This is a genomic window from Bosea sp. 29B, from assembly GCF_902506165.1.
Taxonomy (GTDB): domain Bacteria; phylum Pseudomonadota; class Alphaproteobacteria; order Rhizobiales; family Beijerinckiaceae; genus Allobosea.
In genome coordinates this window covers 3,573,035-3,592,926 of record NZ_LR733817.1, presented here as the reverse complement: position 1 = coordinate 3,592,926, position 19,892 = coordinate 3,573,035, and the positions used below count along the sequence as shown (strand labels likewise).

16 protein-coding genes are annotated in these 19,892 nt (G+C 67.7%); 11 read left to right on the top strand and 5 right to left on the bottom strand.

All coding sequences use genetic code 11. The features are described 5' to 3' along the window. Nucleotides 1–48 precede the first annotated feature (48 nt). The 4 genes from thrC to GV161_RS17345 all read left to right on the top strand — a co-directional run bounded on the left by thrC (nucleotide 49) and on the right by GV161_RS17345 (nucleotide 6,411). Nucleotides 49–1,464: a threonine synthase gene (thrC, locus tag GV161_RS17360; protein WP_152016878.1), complete on the top strand. Its 1,416-nt coding sequence runs from the start codon at nucleotides 49–51 to the stop codon at nucleotides 1,462–1,464. After that, nucleotides 1,461–2,804 (top strand): pitrilysin family protein, encoded by a 1,344-nt coding sequence (locus GV161_RS17355; RefSeq protein WP_152016877.1) that lies wholly within the window; start codon nucleotides 1,461–1,463, stop codon nucleotides 2,802–2,804. Before thrC ends, GV161_RS17355 begins: the two co-directional genes overlap by 4 nt. A 5-nt stretch (nucleotides 2,805–2,809) precedes the next feature. Then, a complete protein-coding gene (locus tag GV161_RS17350) occupies nucleotides 2,810–3,421 on the top strand; it encodes a GNAT family protein (protein WP_152016876.1) in 612 nt (203 codons plus the stop codon). Nucleotides 3,422–3,558: 137 nt separating this feature from the next. Then, complete coding sequence (locus tag GV161_RS17345; protein ID WP_091831843.1) at nucleotides 3,559–6,411, top strand: EAL domain-containing protein; 2,853 nt, start codon at nucleotides 3,559–3,561, stop codon at nucleotides 6,409–6,411. Between the two features lie 118 nt (nucleotides 6,412–6,529). Here the strand turns inward: GV161_RS17345 and GV161_RS17340 are convergent, their stop codons facing one another. Then, entirely contained in the window at nucleotides 6,530–7,150 is a 621-nt protein-coding gene (locus tag GV161_RS17340; protein WP_152016875.1) for a YqgE/AlgH family protein, read from the bottom strand. Nucleotides 7,151–7,360: 210 nt separating this feature from the next. On the opposite strand from GV161_RS17340, the gene GV161_RS17335 reads away from it, so the two are divergent. The 4 genes from GV161_RS17335 (at nucleotide 7,361) to GV161_RS17320 (ending at nucleotide 10,543) form a co-directional block, all read left to right on the top strand. After that, on the top strand, nucleotides 7,361–8,200 hold the full coding sequence (locus GV161_RS17335; RefSeq protein WP_159650285.1) for a protein-disulfide reductase DsbD domain-containing protein: 840 nt from the start codon (nucleotides 7,361–7,363) through the stop codon (nucleotides 8,198–8,200). A 44-nt stretch (nucleotides 8,201–8,244) separates the two neighbouring features. After that, nucleotides 8,245–8,730, top strand: a complete 486-nt coding sequence (locus GV161_RS17330) for a peroxiredoxin (protein ID WP_152016873.1) — start codon at nucleotides 8,245–8,247, stop codon at nucleotides 8,728–8,730. Between the two features lie 155 nt (nucleotides 8,731–8,885). Continuing rightward, nucleotides 8,886–9,335, top strand: coding sequence for a GNAT family N-acetyltransferase (locus tag GV161_RS17325; RefSeq protein ID WP_152016872.1), 450 nt, complete (start codon nucleotides 8,886–8,888; stop codon nucleotides 9,333–9,335). Nucleotides 9,336–9,520: 185 nt separating this feature from the next. Next, nucleotides 9,521–10,543 carry an LLM class flavin-dependent oxidoreductase gene (locus GV161_RS17320; protein ID WP_152016871.1) on the top strand — a complete coding sequence of 341 codons (1,023 nt, stop codon included), beginning with the start codon at nucleotides 9,521–9,523 and terminating at the stop codon, nucleotides 10,541–10,543. A gap of 443 nt (nucleotides 10,544–10,986) precedes the next feature. On the opposite strand, the gene rnhA is transcribed toward GV161_RS17320, so the two are convergent. From rnhA to ispH, 3 genes are read right to left on the bottom strand one after another with little or no spacing between them, the layout of a single operon-like run. Next, nucleotides 10,987–11,433 (bottom strand): ribonuclease HI, encoded by a 447-nt coding sequence (rnhA, locus tag GV161_RS17315; RefSeq protein WP_152016869.1) that lies wholly within the window; start codon nucleotides 11,431–11,433, stop codon nucleotides 10,987–10,989. Then, the gene (locus GV161_RS17310) at nucleotides 11,430–12,395 is read right to left on the bottom strand and encodes a homoserine kinase (RefSeq protein ID WP_152016868.1); all 966 of its coding nucleotides are present in this window, start codon (nucleotides 12,393–12,395) and stop codon (nucleotides 11,430–11,432) included. Before GV161_RS17310 ends, rnhA begins: the two co-directional genes overlap by 4 nt. A gap of 7 nt (nucleotides 12,396–12,402) precedes the next feature. Further along, nucleotides 12,403–13,374, bottom strand: a complete 972-nt coding sequence (ispH, locus tag GV161_RS17305; protein ID WP_193219591.1) for a 4-hydroxy-3-methylbut-2-enyl diphosphate reductase — start codon at nucleotides 13,372–13,374, stop codon at nucleotides 12,403–12,405. 190 nt (nucleotides 13,375–13,564) lie between these two features. Here ispH and GV161_RS17300 point away from each other — a divergent pair, with 190 nt between their 5' ends. The 3 genes from GV161_RS17300 to GV161_RS17290 all read left to right on the top strand — a co-directional run bounded on the left by GV161_RS17300 (nucleotide 13,565) and on the right by GV161_RS17290 (nucleotide 17,753). Further along, nucleotides 13,565–15,430, top strand: coding sequence for a monovalent cation:proton antiporter-2 (CPA2) family protein (locus GV161_RS17300; protein ID WP_152016866.1), 1,866 nt, complete (start codon nucleotides 13,565–13,567; stop codon nucleotides 15,428–15,430). Beyond that, the gene (locus tag GV161_RS17295) at nucleotides 15,427–16,800 is read left to right on the top strand and encodes an MATE family efflux transporter (protein ID WP_244624250.1); all 1,374 of its coding nucleotides are present in this window, start codon (nucleotides 15,427–15,429) and stop codon (nucleotides 16,798–16,800) included. Before GV161_RS17300 ends, GV161_RS17295 begins: the two co-directional genes overlap by 4 nt. A 62-nt stretch (nucleotides 16,801–16,862) precedes the next feature. Beyond that, entirely contained in the window at nucleotides 16,863–17,753 is an 891-nt protein-coding gene (locus tag GV161_RS17290; RefSeq protein WP_159650284.1) for a DUF937 domain-containing protein, read from the top strand. Nucleotides 17,754–17,814: 61 nt separating this feature from the next. Here the strand turns inward: GV161_RS17290 and GV161_RS17285 are convergent, their stop codons facing one another. Beyond that, entirely contained in the window at nucleotides 17,815–19,704 is a 1,890-nt protein-coding gene (locus GV161_RS17285) for a methyl-accepting chemotaxis protein (protein WP_152016864.1), read from the bottom strand. Between the last annotated feature and the right edge of the window lie 188 nt (nucleotides 19,705–19,892).

Here is a 19,892-nt window from a genome sequence, read left to right as displayed (position 1 = left end):
CCCCGCCAACGGGCCTATAGGATCAGCACGACATCAGAGACCATCATCGTGCTGCATATTTCGACCCGCGGCGAAGCGCCGTCGCTCTCCTTCGCCGACGCGCTGCTCGCCGGACTTGCCCGTGACGGCGGCCTCTATCTGCCGCAGACATTGCCGCGCTTTGGCACGCAGGAGATCGCGAGCTTCGCCGGCAAGCCATATGCCGAGGTGGCGGAGCGCGTCATCGGTGCGCTGGCCGATGGCGATATCGCCGCCGATGCGCTGAAGGCCATGATCGGCGAGGCCTATGGCACGTTCCGCCATCCGGCTGTCTGCCCGCTGGTCCAGCTCGGCGACAACCTGTTTTCGCTCGAGCTCTTCCACGGCCCGACGCTCGCATTCAAGGACGTGGCAATGCAGCTGCTCGGGCGGCTGATGGATCATGTGCTGACCCAGCGCGGCGAACGCGCCACCATCGTCGGCGCGACTTCGGGTGATACCGGTGGTGCGGCCATCGACGCCTTCAAGGGGCTGGAACGCGTCGACGTCTTCATCCTCTACCCGCATGGCCGCGTCTCCGACGTGCAGCGCCGGCAGATGACCACGGTCGAGGCGGACAATGTCCACGCCATCGCGGTCGAGGGCACCTTCGACGATTGCCAGAACCTGGTGAAGGCCCTGTTCAACCACCACGCCTTCCGCGACGAACTGCGCCTCTCCGGCGTCAACTCGATCAATTGGGCGCGCATCGCAGCTCAGGTCGTCTACTACTTCACCGCAGCGGTTGCGCTCGGCGCTCCGCACCGGCAGGTCTCCTTTGCGGTGCCGACCGGCAATTTCGGCGATATCCTCGCCGGCTGGATCGCCAAGCAGATGGGGCTGCCGATCGCCCGGCTGATGGTCGGCACCAACAGCAACGACATCCTGGCGCGCACGCTTGAGATCGGCGTCTACGAGATGCGCGGGGTCGCGGCAACGACCTCTCCCTCGATGGACATCCAGATCTCCTCGAATTTCGAGCGCCTGCTGTTCGAGGCGCATGGCCGCGACGGCGCCGCCGTGCGCCGGCTGATGCAGTCGCTGGCACAGTCCAGCCGCTTCGAGATCGCAGCCGAGCCGCTCGCCCGCATCCGCGCCGACTTCGATGCGGTCTCGCAGGATGAGGCCTCCATCGCTTCCGAGATCGGCACCACCTGGCGCGAGGCCGGCTATCTGCTCGACCCGCACAGCGCGATCGGCGTCGCCGCCGCCCGCAAGCTGCTCGAAGCCGATCCGGCCACGCCGGTCATCGCGCTCGGGACGGCCCACCCGGCCAAGTTCCCGGCGGCCGTCGCGGCGGCGAGTGGAATCACACCCGCCCTGCCCGCACATCTCGCCGACCTGATGGAGCGCAAGGAGCGCTTCAGCCTGCTGCCGAACGACCAAGGCAAGCTCGAGCGCTTCATCGCCGAGCGGGCACGGGCCGTCAGGAGTGCCGCGGCATGACGGTAGCCAAGACGCTCAAGGCCAAGATCGAGAAGCCCGTGAAACCAGGCGAGGCTGGCCACGACCCGGCCGTCAGCCTGACGACGCTGCCGTCGGGCCTGCGCATCGTCTCCGAGCACATGGCCCATGCCTCGACCGTCTCGCTCGGCATCTGGATCGGTGCCGGCGCACGGGACGAGCTGCCGCATGAGCACGGCCTCGCCCATCTGCTCGAGCACATGGCCTTCAAGGGCACGGCCCGGCGCACCGCGCTTCAGATCGCCGAGGAGATCGAGAGCGTCGGCGGCGACCTCAACGCCGCGACATCGGTCGAATACACCTGCTACACCGCCCGCGTGCTCGGCCAGGACCTGCCGCTGGCGGTCGACATCCTCGCCGACATCCTGACCCAGCCCTCGCTCACCGAGGAGGAGCTGGCGCGTGAGAAGGGCGTGATCCTGCAAGAGATCGGCGCCGTGCAGGATACACCGGACGATCTCGTCTATGACCGCTTCCTGCAGGCTGCCTTCCCGGAGCAGCCGCTCGGCCGGCCGATCCTCGGCACGGCGGAGACGGTGAAGAGCTTCACGCCCGACGCGATCCGCGCCTATCTCGACCGGCACTACCATGCTGGCAACATGGTGCTGGCCGCAGCCGGTGCGGTCGACCATGACGAGCTGGTCGCCCTGGCGGAACAGGCGCTCGCAGCGCTGCCGGCACGGCCCGCTGCTGCGCCCGCGCCGCGCACGCCGGCTGCCTATCAAGGTGGCGAAGCCCGCATCGATGGCGACGAGGAACAGGTCCATATCGTCCTCGGCTTCCCCGGCAAGCCGTTCACCAACGGCGTCCACTATCCGCTGCAGATCTTCTCGGCCGTGCTCGGTGGCGGCCTGTCATCGCGCCTGTTCCAGGAAGTGCGCGAGCGCCGCGGCCTCGCCTATGCGGTCGACGCGTTCCACTGGCCCTTCTCCGATTGCGGCGTCTTCGGCATCAGCGCGGGCACCGCGCCGGAGGATGTCGGCGAGCTGGTCGAGGTCGCGCTCGACTGCCTCGCCCAAGCCGCTCGCGACGTCAGCGAGGCCGAGGTCGCCCGGGCCCGGGCGCAGATGAAAGTCGGCCTGCTGGCCTCGCTCGAAAGCCCTGGCGGCAAGCTCGAGCAGATGGCGCGACAGGTGCTGGTCTTCGGCCGGGCGATCCCGCGCGAGGAGCTGGCGCGCCGGCTCGACGCGGTCAGCCTCGCCGATGTGCGGGCGGCCGGTCAGGGCCTGCTCGACGGCGTGGTCACGGTCGCTGCCGTCGGCCCGCTCGACGGTCTTGCCCCGGCGACGGCCTTGCGCGCGCTGCTGGCGCGAGCCGCCTGACGACGATGGCCCTCTTTCGCTTCGCCACCGACCCGCCGGCGCGGCCGCTGATCAGGACGCAGAACCTGATCCTGCGTGCCCCGCTCGCCGGCGACTATTCGGCCTGGGCGAATCTGCGGATGGAGAGCCGCGACTTCCTCACCCCCTGGGAGCCGGTCTGGACCGAAGACGACCTGTCCCGAGCCTCGTTCCGCCTGCGGGTGAAGCGCGCGGCCCGCGAGATCGCGACCGACGAAGCCTATTCCCTGTTCATCCTCGACGCCCGCTCGGAGGCGGTGCTCGGCGGGCTGACGCTGGGCCTCGTCAGGCGCGGTGTCGCCCAGGCCTGCACGCTCGGCTACTGGATGGGCCAGCGCCATGCCGGCAAGGGCCACATGACCGAAGCGGTGCGCGGCGCGCTCGACTTCGCCTTCTCCGAACTCGCTTTGCACCGCGTCGAAGCCGCCTGCCTGCCGCATAACGAGCCCTCGCGCCGGTTGCTGGAGCGCGTCGGCTTCACCCGGGAGGGCGAGGCGCGCGGCTATCTGCGCATCAACGGCGCCTGGGCCGATCACCTGCTCTACGGCATGCTTGCCTCCGAGCTGCGCCGCCCTGCCGAAACCGATCGCAAGCTGTGAACAGGCCGGCATTGCCTTGCCCTCGCCACGTCGCGCCGATACCACTGACCGTCACGCCTGAAGAGTTTCCCGCAGAGCCCATCTTGTCAGCGACACCACGTTTCCTCCGGTCCGGCATTGCCGTCCTCGGCCTCCTGATGCTGGCGCTGCTTTCGCTGCTGCGGCCGGCACTGGCGGTCGAGGCACAGCGCGTGCCGCTCGACGTGCCCGTGCTCGACCTCACCGACGTGGTCGAGCGCAACAAAGCCGATGGCGACGTCATCCAGATCTCGACCGCACCGGGAGCCGACGGCATCGTCCGGCGCATCGCCGTCCGGGCGCGCGAATCCGGAGCGCGACCAGATTGGATCGTGTTCGCGCTGACCAATGATTCCGACGAGCAGATCGACCGGCTGCTGGTCGCGCCCTTCCATCGCCTGATCGGCTCGGGCGTGGTCTGGCCCGATCTCGGCGACCGCCGCATCGAGGCGATCACCGCGAGCCAGGGCCTGCGGCCCGAACGCGAGGAAGCGCCTGACGCCGACATCTTCCAGATCACGCTCGACCCCGGCACCACCGTCACCTTCGTCGCCGAGCTGAAATCGCCGAACCTGCCGCAGCTCTATCTGTTCGAGCCGGAGGCCTATCGCCAGAAGACCAACGGGCTGACGCTCTACAAGGGCATCATCATCGGCATCGCCGGCCTGCTCGCGCTGTTCCTGACCATCATCTTCGTGGTCAAGGGCGCGGTGATCTTCCCCGCCGCGGCGGCGCTGGCCTGGGCAGTGCTGGCCTATGCGGGCCTCGATTTCGGCTTCTTCCAGCGCATCTTCCCGCTGACGCCTGCGATCGAGCGAATCTACCGCGCCGGCGCGGAAGTGGTCCTGGCAGCGACGCTGGTCGTCTTCCTCTTCGCCTATCTCAACCTGTCGCGCTGGCATGTGCGCTACAGCCACATCACCATCGTCTGGATCCTCGGCCTCGCCGGGCTGGTCGGACTTGCGGTGTTCGATGCGCCGATGGCAGCCGGCATCGCCCGCATCTCGATCGCGGCCGTCGCGACGATCGGCTTCGTGCTGATCTTGCACCTCGCCACCCATGGCTATGAACGGGCGGTGATGCTGATCCCGACCTGGTTCCTGCTGCTGGTCTGGGTGACTGCGGCCAGCTTCACGGTGATCGGACAAGTCACCCGCGACCTCGTGCCGCCCGCCCTGATCGGTGGCCTCGTGCTGATCGTGCTGCTGATCGGCTTCACCGTTGTGCAACACGCCTTCGCCGGCGGCGCGCTGGCGCAGGGGCTGGTCTCCGACACCGAGCGGCGCGCGCTCGCGCTCTCCGGCTCGGGCGACCTCGTCTTCGACTGGGACGTCTCGGCCGACAAGATCTTCGTCTCGCCACAGGCCGAGATCCTGCTTGGCCTGTCCAAGGGCGCGCTCGAAGGCTCGGCTGCACGCTGGCTCGAGCACATGCATGTCGCCGACCGCGACCGCTACCGCGTCTCGCTCGACGCAGTGATCGAGCAGCGCCGCGGCAAGCTGCAACTCGATTTCCGCCTGCGCGCCGCCAATGGCGCCTATCACTGGTTCAGCCTAAAGGCCCGGCCGGTGATCGGCTCCGATGGCGAGGTCATCCGCGTCATCGGCACGCTCGCTGACGTCACCGAGCAGCGCACCGCCCAGGAGCGCATGCTGCACGATGCCGTGCACGACAACCTGACCGGCCTGCCCAATCGCGAGCTGTTCCAGGACCGGCTCACCGCCGTGTTCGGCTTCAGCCGCGCCGATGACGCTATCCGCCCGACCGTGATCGTCATCGACATCGACCGCTTCAAGCAGGTCAACGAATCGGTCGGCTTCTCGGCCGGCGATTCGATCCTCTTGACGCTGGCGCGCCGCCTCGGCCGGCTGCTGCGGACGCAGGACACGCTGGCCCGCATCGGCGGCGACATCTTCGCGATGATCATCGTCTCGGAGAGCGATCCCGAGCGCATCCTGGCCCTGGCGGAGCTGATCCGCCGCGCCGTCTCGACGCCGATCACCTTCGCCGAGCGCGAGATCGTATTGACGCCCTCGATCGGCCTCACCCTGTTCGACGGCACGCCGACGGCGCGCAAGGACGACGCGCTGAAGAACGCCGAGCTCGCCATGGCGCATGCGAAGAACCAGGGCGGTAACCTCGTCGAGGTCTTCGTCCCGGCGATGCGCAGCGACCGCAACGACCGTCTCGCGCTCGAAAGCGACCTGCGCCGGGCGATCGAGCGCGGCGAGATCCAGGTGATGTACCAGCCGATCGTCAGGCTGGAGGACCGCACCATCGCCGGCTTCGAGGCGCTGATGCGCTGGGACCATCCGCGCGAGGGCCGGCTGCTGCCTCAGGACTTCCTCGCGATCGCCGAGGAGAGCGGGCTGATCGTCGATCTCGGCGTCTATGTGATGGACCGGACCGCGCGCGAGCTCGCCGCCTGGCAGGCCGCGCTCGAGGTCGAGCCGCCGATATTCGCCAGCGTCAACGTCTCCAGCCGCCAGCTGCTGCGCCACGACCTGCTGAAAGACGTCAAGGCGGTGCTGGCGCGCCGGCGGGTCCTGCCGGGCACGCTCAAGCTCGAGATCACTGAGAGCCTGGTGATGGAGAACCCGGAATATGCGGCGCAGATGCTCAGCCGCATCCGCGACCTCGGCGCCGGCCTGTCGCTCGACGATTTCGGCACCGGCTATTCCTCGCTGTCCTATCTGCAGCGCTTCCCGTTCGACACGATCAAGATCGACCAGAGCTTCGTGCGCCAGATGGGCAACGGCAAGCCGCCGGTGATCCTGCGCTCGATCGTCCAGCTCGCCGCCGACCTGCAGATGGACGTGGTCGCCGAGGGCGCCGAGACCGAATCGGATGCGATCGAGCTCTACCAGCTCGGCTGCCAGTACGCGCAGGGCTACACCTTCGGCCAGCCGATGACGGCGGCCGAGGCGCGGCGGCTGGTGGGAGCGTCGAGCTCGTCCTTCGAGGCGGCGTAAGCCGCGACGTCATTCTCGGGCGGAGCGAAGCGCAGACCCGAGAATCTCCTGACGAGGACGTTCTGTTGGAACCTCTTTCGGCCTGAGATGCTCGGGTCAAGCCCGAGCATGACGCATGTCACGCGTGCCCAGCGTCCTTCGACAGGAAGGCCTGGTCGATGCCGAGCTTGCCGAGCGCGCGGGCGTATTTGGTGTCGAGCGCGTCGTCGAAGAGCAGCGCCTCGTCGGCGGCGCAATGCAGCCAGCCATTGGACTGGATCTCGGATTCGAGCTGCCCCGCCCCCCAGCCGGCATAGCCGAGCGCCAGCACCGCATTCTCCGGCCCGGTCCCGACGGCGATGGCGCGCAGGATGTCGAGCGTCGCGGTCAGGCAGATGCCGTCATCGATCGGCAGCGTCGCCGCTTCCAGGAAGAAATCGGCGCTGTGCAGGACGAAACCGCGCTTGGTCTCCATCGGGCCACCGCGCAAGACCCTCATCCTCTCGGCCTGGCTCGGCAGGCGGATCGCCTGGTCGGATGGGATGACGTCGAGCTGGACGAGCAGTTCCGGAAAGCGCGTGTCGGCGGCGGGCTTGTTGACGATGATGCCCATCGCGCCGTCCTCGGAATGGGCACAGAGATAGACGACGCTGCGGGCGAAGCGCTGGTCGCTCATGCCCGGCATGGCGATCAGGCACTGCCCGTCGAGATAGCTGCGGCCGCTGACGCGCTGGTTCGATCCGAGATTCATGGCTGCCATGCTAAGACATGTTCGGCCGGTGTGGGAACACTTTTGGCTCGCGCGCGAGCCAGGATATTCGGGCTTAGCCGGATGTCTCTCCGGGATGCCGGTCCGCCCTCGCCGCAATGCTGGCGCAAAGCTGGCCATGCTTGGCTGCAATATCGGTCCCGGATCACAGCGCCGGTATCGGCCTCGCAAAATGCGGCTGGATCGCCTAAATCAGACCACGTGAAAACGGTCACGACCCTCTCCTTCCTCGCCGCGCTGGTGCTCGGCACCCCGGCTTCCGCCCAGGACGCCGCGGTTTCGCCGTGGTCGAAAGCCGCGTACTCGTCGATGCGCCTGATCGCGGGCGCGACTGCGCCTTCGGGCAAGCAGCGCGTCGGCGTCGAGATCACGATGTCGCCAGGCTTCAAGACCTATTGGCGCAGCCCCGGCGATGCGGGCGTGCCGCCGGTCTTCGACTGGAGCGGCTCGGAGAATGTCGGCGGGCTCGACGTGCGCTGGCCGACCCCGGAGCGCTTCGACGACGGCGCCGGATCCGGCATCGGCTATGTCGGCGAGGTGGTTGTGCCGGTCTCGGTCCAGCCGATCGATCCGGCGCGGCCGGTCACCGTGGTGCTGAAGCTCGACTATGCGGTCTGCGACAAGATCTGCGTTCCCGCCAAGGGCGAGGCACGGCTCTGGCTGGAACCGGGCGTCACCTCGGTGACCTCGCCACGGCTGGAGCAGTTCGAGGCCCGGATTCCGCACGCGGTCAAGCTGGGCGCGACGGATGACCGCCTGTCGATCCTGGAAGTCACGCATAGCGACGCCGCGGTGAAGCTGCTGCTGAAGGCCCCCGACGGCGGCTCGGTCGACGATGTCTTCGTCGAAGGCGCCGGGATGTGGTCCTTCGGCCGGCCGATGCTGATGCCGCAGCCGGACGGCACCGTCGCGGCGAAGCTCAAGATCGTCGAGCGTCCCAAGGGGACAACCGGCCCGACCCCCCTGATCATCACCGTGCGTGGAAAACCGCAATCGGTGGAGACGCGGCTCGAACTCGACATCGGCAGCGCGAAGCCGTAACCCTGCCCGCGGGCGGCGCGCTGCCGCATGCAGGAGATACGGACATGGCGATCAAGGTCGGTGACAAGCTTCCGCAGGCGACGTTTCGCGTGATGACGGCCGACGGGCCGGCAGCCAAGACCACGGACGACCTGTTCAAGGGCCGCAAGATCGTGCTCTTCGCGGTGCCGGGCGCCTTCACGCCGACCTGCCACAAGAACCATCTGCCGGGCTATGTGAACAAGGCCGCCGAGATCAAGGCCAAGGGCATCGAGGAGATCTTCGTCACCGGCGTCAACGACGTCTTCGTGATGGACGCCTGGTCGAAGGCGACCGGCGGCGCCGGCGTGATCACCTTCCTCTCCGACGGCAACGCCGATTTCGTCAAGGAGATCGGCCTGTCGATGGACGGCTCGGGCTTCGGCCTCGGCACCCGCTCGCAGCGCTATTCGATGGTCGTCGACGACGGCGTCGTCACCACGCTCAACGTCGAGGAAGCGCCGGGCAAGGCCGACCTCTCCGGCGCCGAGGCGCTGCTGAACCAGCTCTGAGCGGCAATTTCGGCTCCTATTGCCTTCGAGCCCGCGCCTCCGGCGCGGGCTTTTGTTTTTCAGCACCAAATCCGATCGATCCGATCTGCGCTTGTCATGAGACAGCGCCCGCGGCCATCGCTAGCCTCCCGGCAAAATCGAGGAGACGCCCCGCCATGTCAGAGATCAGCATCCGCCCGCTCACGGCCGATGACCGCGCCGCCTGGGAGCCGCTCTGGCAGGGCTATCTCACCTTCTACAAATCGTCACTGACGCGGGAAACCACGGACACGACCTTCGCCCGATTGACGGGTGGCCAGGAGCCGATGGGCGGCTTCATCGCCGAGCGCGACGGCCGGGCCCTCGGCATCGTCAACTACGTGCTGCACCGCACGACCTGGAGCCAGAAGGAGATCTGCTATCTGCAGGATCTCTTCACCAGCGAGGAGGCGCGCGGCCACGGCGTCGGCCGCAAGCTGATCGAGGCCGTCCGGCAGATGGCAGAAAAGCAAGGTCTTTTCCGCGTCTATTGGCAGACGCATGAGAGCAATCTGCAAGCGCAGGAACTCTACGACAAGGTCGCGCAGAAATCCGGCTTCATCGTCTACCGCCAACCGCTGGGCTGAGCGGCGGCAAACACACTATTACTGCCGAGATTGCATCGCGGCATTCGTGTCTGTGCATGAGCGCCAGAGCGAAGCCGAGGACCGCGCCTATATGAGGGACACGCACGCCCGGCGGTGATGGCCGCTCGGGCGTTTTCCTGTCGCGGGCCGGCTCCGCGCATTTGGTGGTTCATAGGCGTCACGCGATGAAAAAGATCGGCTTCCTGTCCTTCGGACACTGGACCCCTTCGCCGCAATCCCAGACCCGCACGGCGGGCGACACGCTGCTGCAGTCGATCGACCTTGCCGTCGCAGCCGAGGAGCTGGGCGCGGACGGCGCCTATTTCCGGGTGCATCATTTCGCGCGCCAGCTCGGCTCGCCCTTCCCGCTGCTGGCCGCGGTCGGCGCCCGGACCAGGCGCATCGAGATCGGCACCGCCGTCATCGACATGCGCTACGAGAATCCGCTCTATATGGCCGAGGATGCGGGGTCGGCCGACCTGATCGCCGGCGGGCGGCTGCAGCTCGGCATCAGCCGCGGCTCGCCCGAGCAGGTCATCGATGGCTGGCGCCATTTCGGCTACCAGCCGGCGGAGGGGCAGAGCGACGCCGACATGGCGCGCCACCATGCCGAGGTCTTCCTCGACGTGCTGCGCGGCGAGGGCTTCGCGCAACCCAATCCGCGACCGATGTTCCCCAATCCGCCGGGCCTGCTGCGGCTGGAACCTTATTCCGAAGGTCTGCGCGAGCGCATCTGGTGGGGCGCCTCCTCCGACGCCACCGCCATCTGGGCGGCGCAGCGTGGCATGAACCTGCAGAGCTCGACGCTGAAGACCGACGAGAGCGGCGAGCCCTTTCACATCCAGCAGGCCAAGCAGATCCGCCTCTTCAGGCAGGCCTGGAAAGAGGCCGGTCACACGCGCGAGCCGCGCGTCTCGGTCAGTCGCAGCATCTTCGCCTTGGTCGACGAGCGCGACCGCGCCTATTTCGGCCGCGGCAATGAGAGCGACGATTCGATCGGCTATATCGACGACAGCACGCGCGCGATCTTCGGGCGCAGCTACGCGGCCGAGCCCGACAAGCTCATCGACGAGCTGAAGCGGGACGAGGCGATCGCCGAGGCCGATACGCTCCTGCTGACGGTGCCGAACCAGCTCGGCGTCGACTACAACGCCCATGTCATCGAGGCGATCCTGAAGCATGTCGCGCCGGGGCTGGGCTGGCGCTGAGGAGGCACTTAGCTATGTCACAGGAGAGAACGGGATACCGGTCTGATGATCCCGCCTCCGGTCTATAGCTGACGCTGCTTTCACGACATGATACGCGGTTGCGATACTCCGCTTCCGGGCATGCGTAGATGGCGAACGTATTTCTGCTCTTCCACACGCATGATCTCGGGGAAGGCGAGACCGACAGCAAGCTCATTGGTGTTTACGCATCGTTGGCCGACGCCCAACAGGCTCAAGCACGGACCGCAGTGCTAGAGGGCTTCCGCGACGCACGAGAAGGCTTCGTGATCGACCCCTATGAGATTGGGAAGGATCATTGGAGCGAGGGTTACGTCACAGCCATAACGGGAAGGCCTCTTCCACGTGGGGCACGAGACTGATCAGAGGCCCCAATCTCTGCCTCCGACCCACAACTGCCCTTAGGGTAGCAATCCGCCGCCCGCTCAGCGCCCCGGCTTGAACGGCGCCATGCCGGCGCGCGCCAGCGCGTCAGCGCGCTCGTTCATCTCGTCGCCGGCGTGGCCCTTGACCCATTTCCACTCGATCTTGTGCTGCTTCAGCGCGGCGTCGAGGCGCTTCCACAGCTCCTCGTTCTTGACCGGCTTCCTGTCGGCGGTCTTCCAGCCGTTCTTCTTCCAGCCATGGATCCAGCTGGTGATGCCCTGGCGCAGATACTGGCTGTCGGTGTGGAGCGCGACGGTGCAGGGCCGGGTCAGCGTCTCCAGCGCCGAGATCGCGCCCATCAGCTCCATGCGGTTGTTGGTGGTCAGCGCCTCGCCGCCGGAGAGCTCGCGCTCCTTGCCCTTGTAGGACAGGATCGCGCCCCAGCCGCCGGGGCCCGGATTGCCCGAGCAGGCGCCGTCAGTCCAAACCTCGACGGGGTCGGTCATCGGCGCAGCCCATATTCGCGTGCATCAGAGACGCGCTGGTGGAAGGCAAGCTTGCGGTCGTATTCGAGCGGATCATGCGGCTTGACCAGCGCGCCCGGCGGCACGTTCAGCCAGTCGACCAGCCTTGTCAGCAGGAAGCGCAGTGCCGAGCCGCGGCAGAGCGCCGGCAGGGCCGCGACCTCGGCTTCACCCAGCGGGCGCACGCTCTCATAGCCGGCGAGCATCGCCTGGCCCTTGGTCAGGTTGAACGAGGAATCGACCTCGAAGCACCAGGAATTCAGGCAGATGGCGAGGTCGTAGGCATAGGCGTCGGTGCAGGCGAAATAGAAGTCGATGACGCCCGACAGCTTCTCGCCGATGAAGAAGACGTTGTTCGGGAAGAGATCGGCATGGATGACGCCGCCCGGAAGGTCTTTGGGCCAGCCGGCCTCATGCACCGCGATCTCGGCCATGACCCGCCGCGCCAGCCCGGGCGAGACCTTGTCGGCGTCGGCCCCGGCCTGCTCGGCGAGCGGGCGCCAGCCCGGCACCGAGAGCGCATTGACGCGTGTCATCGCGAAGTCCGCGCCGGCCCGGTGCAGCAGAGCGAGCGCGCGCCCGACCTCGCCGCAATGGCCGGCACCGGGGCGGCGCACCGAGAGCCCGTCGAGGAAGCTGACGATCGCCGCAGGGCGACCGGAGAGCGTGCCGAGCGCCTGGCCGGACTGGTCGAGCACCGGCACCGGGCAATTCAGCCCACGCCTGGCGAGATGTTGCATCAGCTCGATGAAGAACGGCAGGTCGGCCGGATTCACCCGCTTCTCGTAGAGGGTGAGGATGTAGAAGCCCTGCGTCGTGTGGACGAGGTAGTTCGAATTCTCGACCCCCTCGGCGATGCCCTTGGCGGAGAGCAGGTCGCCGATGCCGTAGCGGGCCACGAAGGCAGCCATCTCGTCATCGGGCACTTCGGTATAGACGGCCACGCGCTCTTTACTCTGCTGCGTTCGGGGTCGGCTCGCGCAATTCGCGCGGCAGCGGGAAGAAGACGCTCTCATCGGCGGTCGAGACGGTCTCGACCGTGACCTCGTAGCGCTCGGCGAAGGCGTCGATGATCTCCTCGACCAGAACCTCGGGCGCGCTTGCGCCGGCGGTGATGCCGAGGCGTCGGATCCCGCCGAAGAGCGACCAGTCGATCTCGTTGGTGCGCAGCACCAGGCGAGAAACCGGGCAGCCGGCCCGCTCGGCGACCTCGCGCAGGCGCTGCGAGTTCGAGGAGTTGGGCGAGCCGACCACGATCAGCCCGTCGACCAGCGGCGCGACGCGCTTTACCGCCTCCTGACGGTTGGTGGTGGCGTAGCAGATGTCTTCCTTGTGCGGGGCGATCAGCGCGGGAAAACGCGCCTGCAGGCCCTGCACGATCTCGCGGGTGTCGTCGACCGAGAGCGTGGTCTGCGTGACATAGGCGAGGTCCCGCCCTTCGGGCGGGGTCAGACGGGCGACGTCCTCGAGCGTCTCGATCAGCGTGATCGCGCCGTCCGGCAATTGCCCCATCGTGCCGATCACCTCGGGATGGCCGGCATGGCCAACCAGCAGGATGTGCCGGCCGCGCTTGTGATGGACCTCGGCCTCGCGATGCACCTTGGTGACCAGCGGGCAGGTCGCGTCGATGGCGAAGAACTGGCGTGCCTCAGCCTCCGCCGGCACCGATTTCGGCACGCCATGGGCCGAGAAGATCACCGGCCGGGTCGCATCGGGCACCTCGGAGAGCTCGGCGACGAAGACCGCGCCCTTCCGCTTCAGCGACTCGACCACGTATTTGTTGTGCACGATCTCGTGGCGCACGAAGACCGGTGCGCCGTGCAGAGCCAGCGCCTTCTCGACGGCGTCGATCGCCCTGACCACGCCGGCGCAGAAGCCGCGCGGGGCACAGAGCAGGATGTCGAGCGGCGGCTTGGCGGTCACTGGGGTGCTGGTTCCGAAGGGATCGCGCCTTCTTTTCTGTCTGGCGCCGGCGATGTCAAGGAAGCCCGACGACGCAGTGCCGTAGGCTATGCGCGGCAGCCCCTCGCAGGATGCAGGGATAGGCCCTACATTGCACGCATCCGGCCATCTGCCTTACGCACGGCCCCTTCGTTTCAGCACGAGTTCCTGCATGGCCGATGCCGCCTCGCATGCCAGCTATCTGCCGCCGATCCTGACCTTCTGCGCAGGGGCGGTGGTAGCGGTGCCGCTGTTCCGCCGCTTCGGCCTGTCGGCGGTGCTGGGCTATCTGGCAGCCGGCATCGCCATCGGCCCCTCGGCGCTCGCCGTGATCAAGGACCCCGATGCGATCCGCGGCACCGCCGAGATCGGCGTCGTGCTGCTGCTCTTCCTGGTCGGGCTCGAATTGCAGCCGGCGCGGCTCTATTCGATGCGCAAGGACATTCTCGGTGCCGGCTTCGCGCAGATGCTGCTGAGCGCCGCGGTGATCGGCGCCGTCGCCTGGAAGCTCGGGCTCAGTCCTGCCGGTGCGCTGGCCGTCGGGCTGGCGCTTGCTCTCTCCGCCACCTCGATCGCGCTGCAACTGCTCGAAGAGCGCGGCGACGGCGCCGAACCCTATGGCCGGCGCTCCTTCTCCATCCTGCTGTTCCAGGACATCTCGATCGCGCCGATGCTGGCGCTGCTGCCGCTGCTGGCGACGACCGAGGCCGCCCATGGCGGCGGCTCGACCAAGGCGCTGACGGGCCTCGGCCTTGCCTTGCTCGCCATCGCAGTCGTCGTGCTCGCCGGCCGCTATGCGCTGAACCCGTTCTTCCGGCTGCTCGCCAAGACCGGCGCCAAGGAGGTGATGACCGCGGCCGCGTTGCTCGTCGTGCTCGGCGCTGCGCTGCTGATGGAGCAGGTCGGGCTCTCGATGGCGATGGGCGCCTTCCTCGCCGGCGTGCTGCTGGCGGATTCGCATTTCCGGCACGAGCTCGAGGCCGATATCGAGCCGTTCCGCGGCGTGCTGCTCGGCCTGTTCTTCATGGCGGTCGGCATGTCGATCGACCTGAAGCTGGTCGCCGAGAACGCCTTGCTGCTGGCGCTGGCGGCCCCGCTGCTGGTGCTGTTCAAGATCGCGGCGGCGGCGGCGATCCTGCGGGCGTCCTGCTCCTCGACCACCGAGGCGATCCGCGCCGGCGCCCTGCTCTCCCCTGCCGGCGAGTTCGCCTTCGTGCTGCTGCCGCTCGCCGCCTCGCTCGGCCTGCTCGACGAGAAGCAGGGCGCGCTGGCGACAGCGATCGCCGCGCTCAGCATGCTCATCGGACCGGTCGCCGCCAAGCTGATCGACATCTGGCTCGCCGCCCACGCGCCGCCGGCCGAGGAGATCGAGGAGACCTTCGACGGGGTGGCGCCCTCGGTGCTGGTGATCGGCTTCGGCCGCTTCGGCCAGGTGGTGACGCAGGCGCTGCTGCTGCAGCATCTCGACGTCACCATCATCGATTCCGATATCGAGCGGATCCGCTCGGCCAACAAGTTCGGCTTCAAGATCTATTATGGCGACGGCACCAGGCTCGACGTCCTGCGCGCCGCCGGCGCCGGCAAGGCCAAGGTGATCTGCGTCTGCATCGACGATCGGCAGGCGGCGCTGCGCATCGTCGAGATGGCCAAGGTCGAATTCCCGGCCGCGCGCATCCATGCCCGCGCCTATGACCGCGTCCATGCGATGGACCTGATGCGCGCCGACGTCGACTACCAGATGCGCGAGACCTTCGAATCGGCGCTCGGCTTCGGCCGGGTGACGCTGGAGGCGCTCGGCCTCAGCTATGAGGAGGCCGGCTTCGTGATCGAGCATGTGCGCGACCGCGACGCGCAGCGCATGGAGATCCAGTTCAGCGAGGGCATCGCCGCCGGGATCGACAAGGTGCCGCGCGTCACGCCCGAGCCTATCGTCGCTCCGAAGAGCAAGTCGAAGCCGCTCACCAAGGAAACGCAGGACGTCATCGAGGATGGCGGCGCCGAGGTCGCGGTCGGCGGGGTCGGGGAGCCGGCCGAGTGAACGCACCGCAAAAGCCGCAACAGGCTGTCTTCGTTTCGGGCTCGACGCTGCGCCATGTCGCGGTGATGACCACGACCGCCTCGGTCGGCCTGGTCGCGATCTTCGTCGTAGACTTCCTGTCGCTGCTCTATGTCTCGCGCCTCGGCCGGCCCGAAGCGACGGCGGGCGTCGGCTACGCCACGATCGTGCTCTACCTGATGGTCTCCATCAATGTCGGGCTGATGATCGCGGTTGCCGCGCTGACGGCACGGGCACTCGGCGCCGGCGACCGCGAGGGCGCGCGCCGGATGGCCGGCTCGACGCTGACAGCCATGACCATCTGCGGCCTAGCCGTCAGCCTGCTGATGCTGCCACTGTTGCCCTGGCTGCTGCCCAAGCTCGGCGCCCACGGCGAATCGCTGGCCGTCGCCACCTCGTTCCTGTGGATCACCCTGCCCTCGAATGCGCTGATGGCGCTCGGCATGGGGCTGTCCGGCATCCTGCGCGCGGTCGGCGACGCCAAGCGGGCGATGTATGTCACCCTGGCCGGCGGCATCGTCACCGCGGGGCTCGACCCGATGCTGATCTTCGGCCTTGGCCTCGGTCCCGACGGCGCCGCCTGGGCTACCGTGTTCTCGCGCATCGTCTTCCTGGTCATCGGCTTCCAGAGCGTGATCGGCGTCCACAAGATGATCGCGCGCCCGAGCTTGGCGGCGCTGCGCCGCGATGTCGGGCCAACCTTCGCGATCGCGGCGCCGGCGATCCTGACCAATCTCGCCAACCCGATCGCCAATGCCTGCTTCTTCGGCATCATCGCCCGTTTCGGCGACCAGGCGATCGCGGCGAGCGCGATCATCGACCGGCTGGTGCCGGTCGCCTTCGGCGTGCTGTTCGCGCTGTCGGGCGCGGTCGGGCCGATCCTGGCCCAGAACTGGGGCGCACAGCGCTATGACCGGATGCGCCGGGCGCTGACCGATGCGTTCGGCTTTGCTGCGGCCTATGTCGCGGTGGTGGCGGTGTTGCTGGCACTGCTGCGCCACCAGATCGCCGCGCTGTTCGGCACCGGCGGCGAGACGGCCGAGCTCGTCGCCTTCTTCTGCCTGATCGCCGGGCCGATGTGGCTCTTCGTCGGCGCGCTCTTCGTCGCCAATGCCGCCTTCAACAATCTCGGCATGCCGTTCTACTCGACGCTGTTCAGCTGGGGCCGGGCCACGCTCGGCACGGTGCCGCTCGCCTGGCTGGGCGCGCAGTATGCAGGTCCCAAGGGCGCGCTCGCCGGCGCGGCTCTGGGCGCGGTGCTGTTCGGCATCATCGCGCTCGTTGCCGCCTATCGTGGCATCGCCCGGCTCGAAGGCGCAGCGCAAGCCGCGGCAAGGTCGTCGCTTGCCTGATGGCAGGCGGCTGCTATCGTTTCCCGGTGGATGAGCGGGCTGGTCCCGCCAGGGAGCGCGCCATGATGAACCTGTTCGAGATGATGCAGTCGGCCCAGAACGGCCAGGCCATGCAGAACCTGGCGCGGCAATACGGGCTCTCGATGCAGCAGACGCAGGCGGCGCTCGACGCGCTGCTGCCCGCCTTCTCGATGGGGCTGCAGCGCCAGACCCAGAACCCCTACGCCTTCGGCAACCTCGCCCAGATGATGACCGCGACGCCCTTCGGCCAGATGTATGACAGCGACGGCGACGGCATTCCCGACCGGGCGATGCCGATGGGCCAGGACGTGATGAGCCAGCTCTTCGGCTCGAAGGAGGTCGCCAATGCCGTCGCGGCGCAGGCGGCGGCGACCAGCGGCGTCGGCCAGGCGATCCTGAAGCAGATGCTGCCGGTGATCGCCTCGATCCTGATGGGCGGGTTGTTCAAATCGGTGAACAATCAGGGGCTTGGCGGCATTCTCGGCCAATTCGCCGAAATGATGCGCGGCCAGATGCCGGGCATGCAGCCCCCCGCCCCGCAGCCGAATGCAGCTAATCCCTGGGGACAGATCCTCGGCGGGCTTTTCGGCGGGCAGAACCCTCAAGCGGGGCAGGCGCAGGGCGGCGGTCCCTTCGGCGGCGGGATGCCCGGCATGCCGGCCGACATGGGCAACATCTTCGGCCAGATCCTCGGCGGCATGTTCGGTGGCGGCGCGCAGGGGCAGCAGGCCCCGCAGAGCAGCCCCCAGCCGGCGCCCGAACCCGAGCCGGAACAGGCTCCCCAGTCAGCGGGCGAGGCTAGCCCCGGCTCGATCGGCCTCGATGCGCTCAACCAGATGTTCGAGCATGGCCGGCAGGTCCAGGCGAGTCAGCAGGACGCGCTGCGCTCGATCTTCGAGACCATGCTCGGCGGCGGCCAGCGCAAGGCCTGAGAAATAAACGAACGGCGGCCTTGAGGCCGCCGTCGATCAATTTCCGTGATGTCGGCTATCGTCAGGCGCGCCGGCGCTCGTCCCACTCGTAAGCATCTTCAGCGGCCTGCGTATTGGCCAGAGCGGGGCCGCCGCCAGTGCGGAAGCTCGCAACAAGCTCGTTGAGCCGTCCGATCTGACCGCTGAGCGAGGTCGCGGAGGCCGCGCTTTCTTCGGCGAGCGCGGCATTCTGCTGGGTCATCTCGTCCATATGCGCGACCGTCTGGCTCATCTCGTCGATGCCGTTGGCCTGTTCGGCCGCCGCGGCAGAGATGTCGGAGACTGTGGCCGCGACTTTCCTGGAGGCCTCGACGATCCGGCTGAGCGCTTCGCCGGCAGCCCGGACGAGCCCGACGCCCTGCTCGACCTCGACGCCCGATTCACCGATCAGGCCCTTGATGTCCTTGGCGGCGTCGGCTGAACGCTGCGCCAGCGTGCGCACCTCCGAGGCGACGACGGCGAAGCCCTTGCCAGCGTCGCCGGCGCGGGCCGCCTCGACCGCGGCGTTGAGCGCGAGCAGATTGGTCTGGAAGGCGATCTCGTCGATCACCGAGGTGATGTCGGAGATCTTGCGCGAGGTCTGCTCGATCCGCGCCATGGCATCGACCGCCTGGCCGGCGACGATCCCGCCATTCGCGGCGACGTCCGTCGCTTCATTGGCGAGCTGAACGGCCTGCCGCGAAGCCTGCGCCGAGGCCTTGACCGAAGCGGCGAGCTGCTCGGTGGTGGCAGCGGTCTGCTCGAGCGAGGAGGCCTGCTCCTCGGTGCGCTTCGAGAGATCGTCGGCGCCCGAATTGATCTCGCGCGCCGCATTGCCGACATCGACCGAGGTCGCCTGGATCGTCGCGATCGTCTGCGCGAGATGGCCGACGGCACTATTGAAGTCCTGCTGCAGCGCGACATAATCAGCCGCGACCTCCTCCTCGACACGGGCGCCGAGATCGCCCTGTGACAACCGGGTCAGCCCTTCGGCGAGGGCCTTGACCACGACCGCCTGCTCCGCTGCGAGACGCTGCTGCAGGGCAGCTGCGTCACTGCGCTCGGCTTCAGCGGCGAGACGCTGACGCTCGGTCGTGGTGCGACTGGCCTCGGTCTCGCTTTCGAGACGCTGGACCGCAAGACCGTTCTCCTTGAACACCTGGACGGCGCGCGCCATCTCGCCGACCTCGTCCTTGCGGTTCTGGCCCTCGACCTCGACGGCGTAGTCGCCATCGGCGATCTGGCCCATACGAAGCTTGAGCCGCTCCAGCGGACGCGTGATCGCACCGGCGGTCAGAAGGGCGCCGCCGATCAGTCCGAGCAAGGTACCGGCGATGCTGAGCCCGATCGCAACCAGCGTGACGCGCCGAGCATCGACGGCCAACGCTTCCGACGTCGCATCGGTATCCTTCTTGATCTCGTCATTGAGCTTGGCCGCGGCCTCGACGATCCCGCTGATCGTCTTGTCGAGCTGCGACATGATCGAGAGCGCCGGCAGATCCTCGTCGCGCGCAGCCTGGGCGACGATCTGATCGATGTCGGACTTGGTCGCCTGCAGGCGGCGGCTCAGCTCGTCGAAGCTCTCGGCCCGCTGCGGGAAGCTGATCTTGGCCTCGACCAGCGCCTGCAGCGAAGCCGCGTAGGCGGTCTTGACCTCCTCGATGCTGGTCGCGTTCTGCTTCATGAATTCGGGATAGGCGATCGCCTGGTAGAGATTGCCGACGATCTCGCCCATCGAGGCGGTGGCGCGGGCCGAATCGAGAATGGCGCTGGCACGTTGCGAGACGAGATCGGCGTAGGTCTTCTCGATCCTGCCGAATTCGAGCGCGCCATAGACGGCCGAGCCGATGCCGATTGCGCCCATGACGAGCATCGGAATGGCGATCTTGGTTCGGATCCTCAGGTCATGCAGGCGGAAGCGAAAGCGTCGCATGGAAAACCCCGGGGCGAGGGATTGGGGCGCCGTACTCGGCGCAATGCGGCGCAAATGTGATCGAACTTGCTGAATGAAGCGTTACGTGACGCGCAGGCCGGTTAACGATTGCAGACCAGGCTGCACCCTCCGGGATAAAAAAGGGCGGCAGCCGAAGCCACCGCCCGCAGGGACGCGTCACGCCAAGG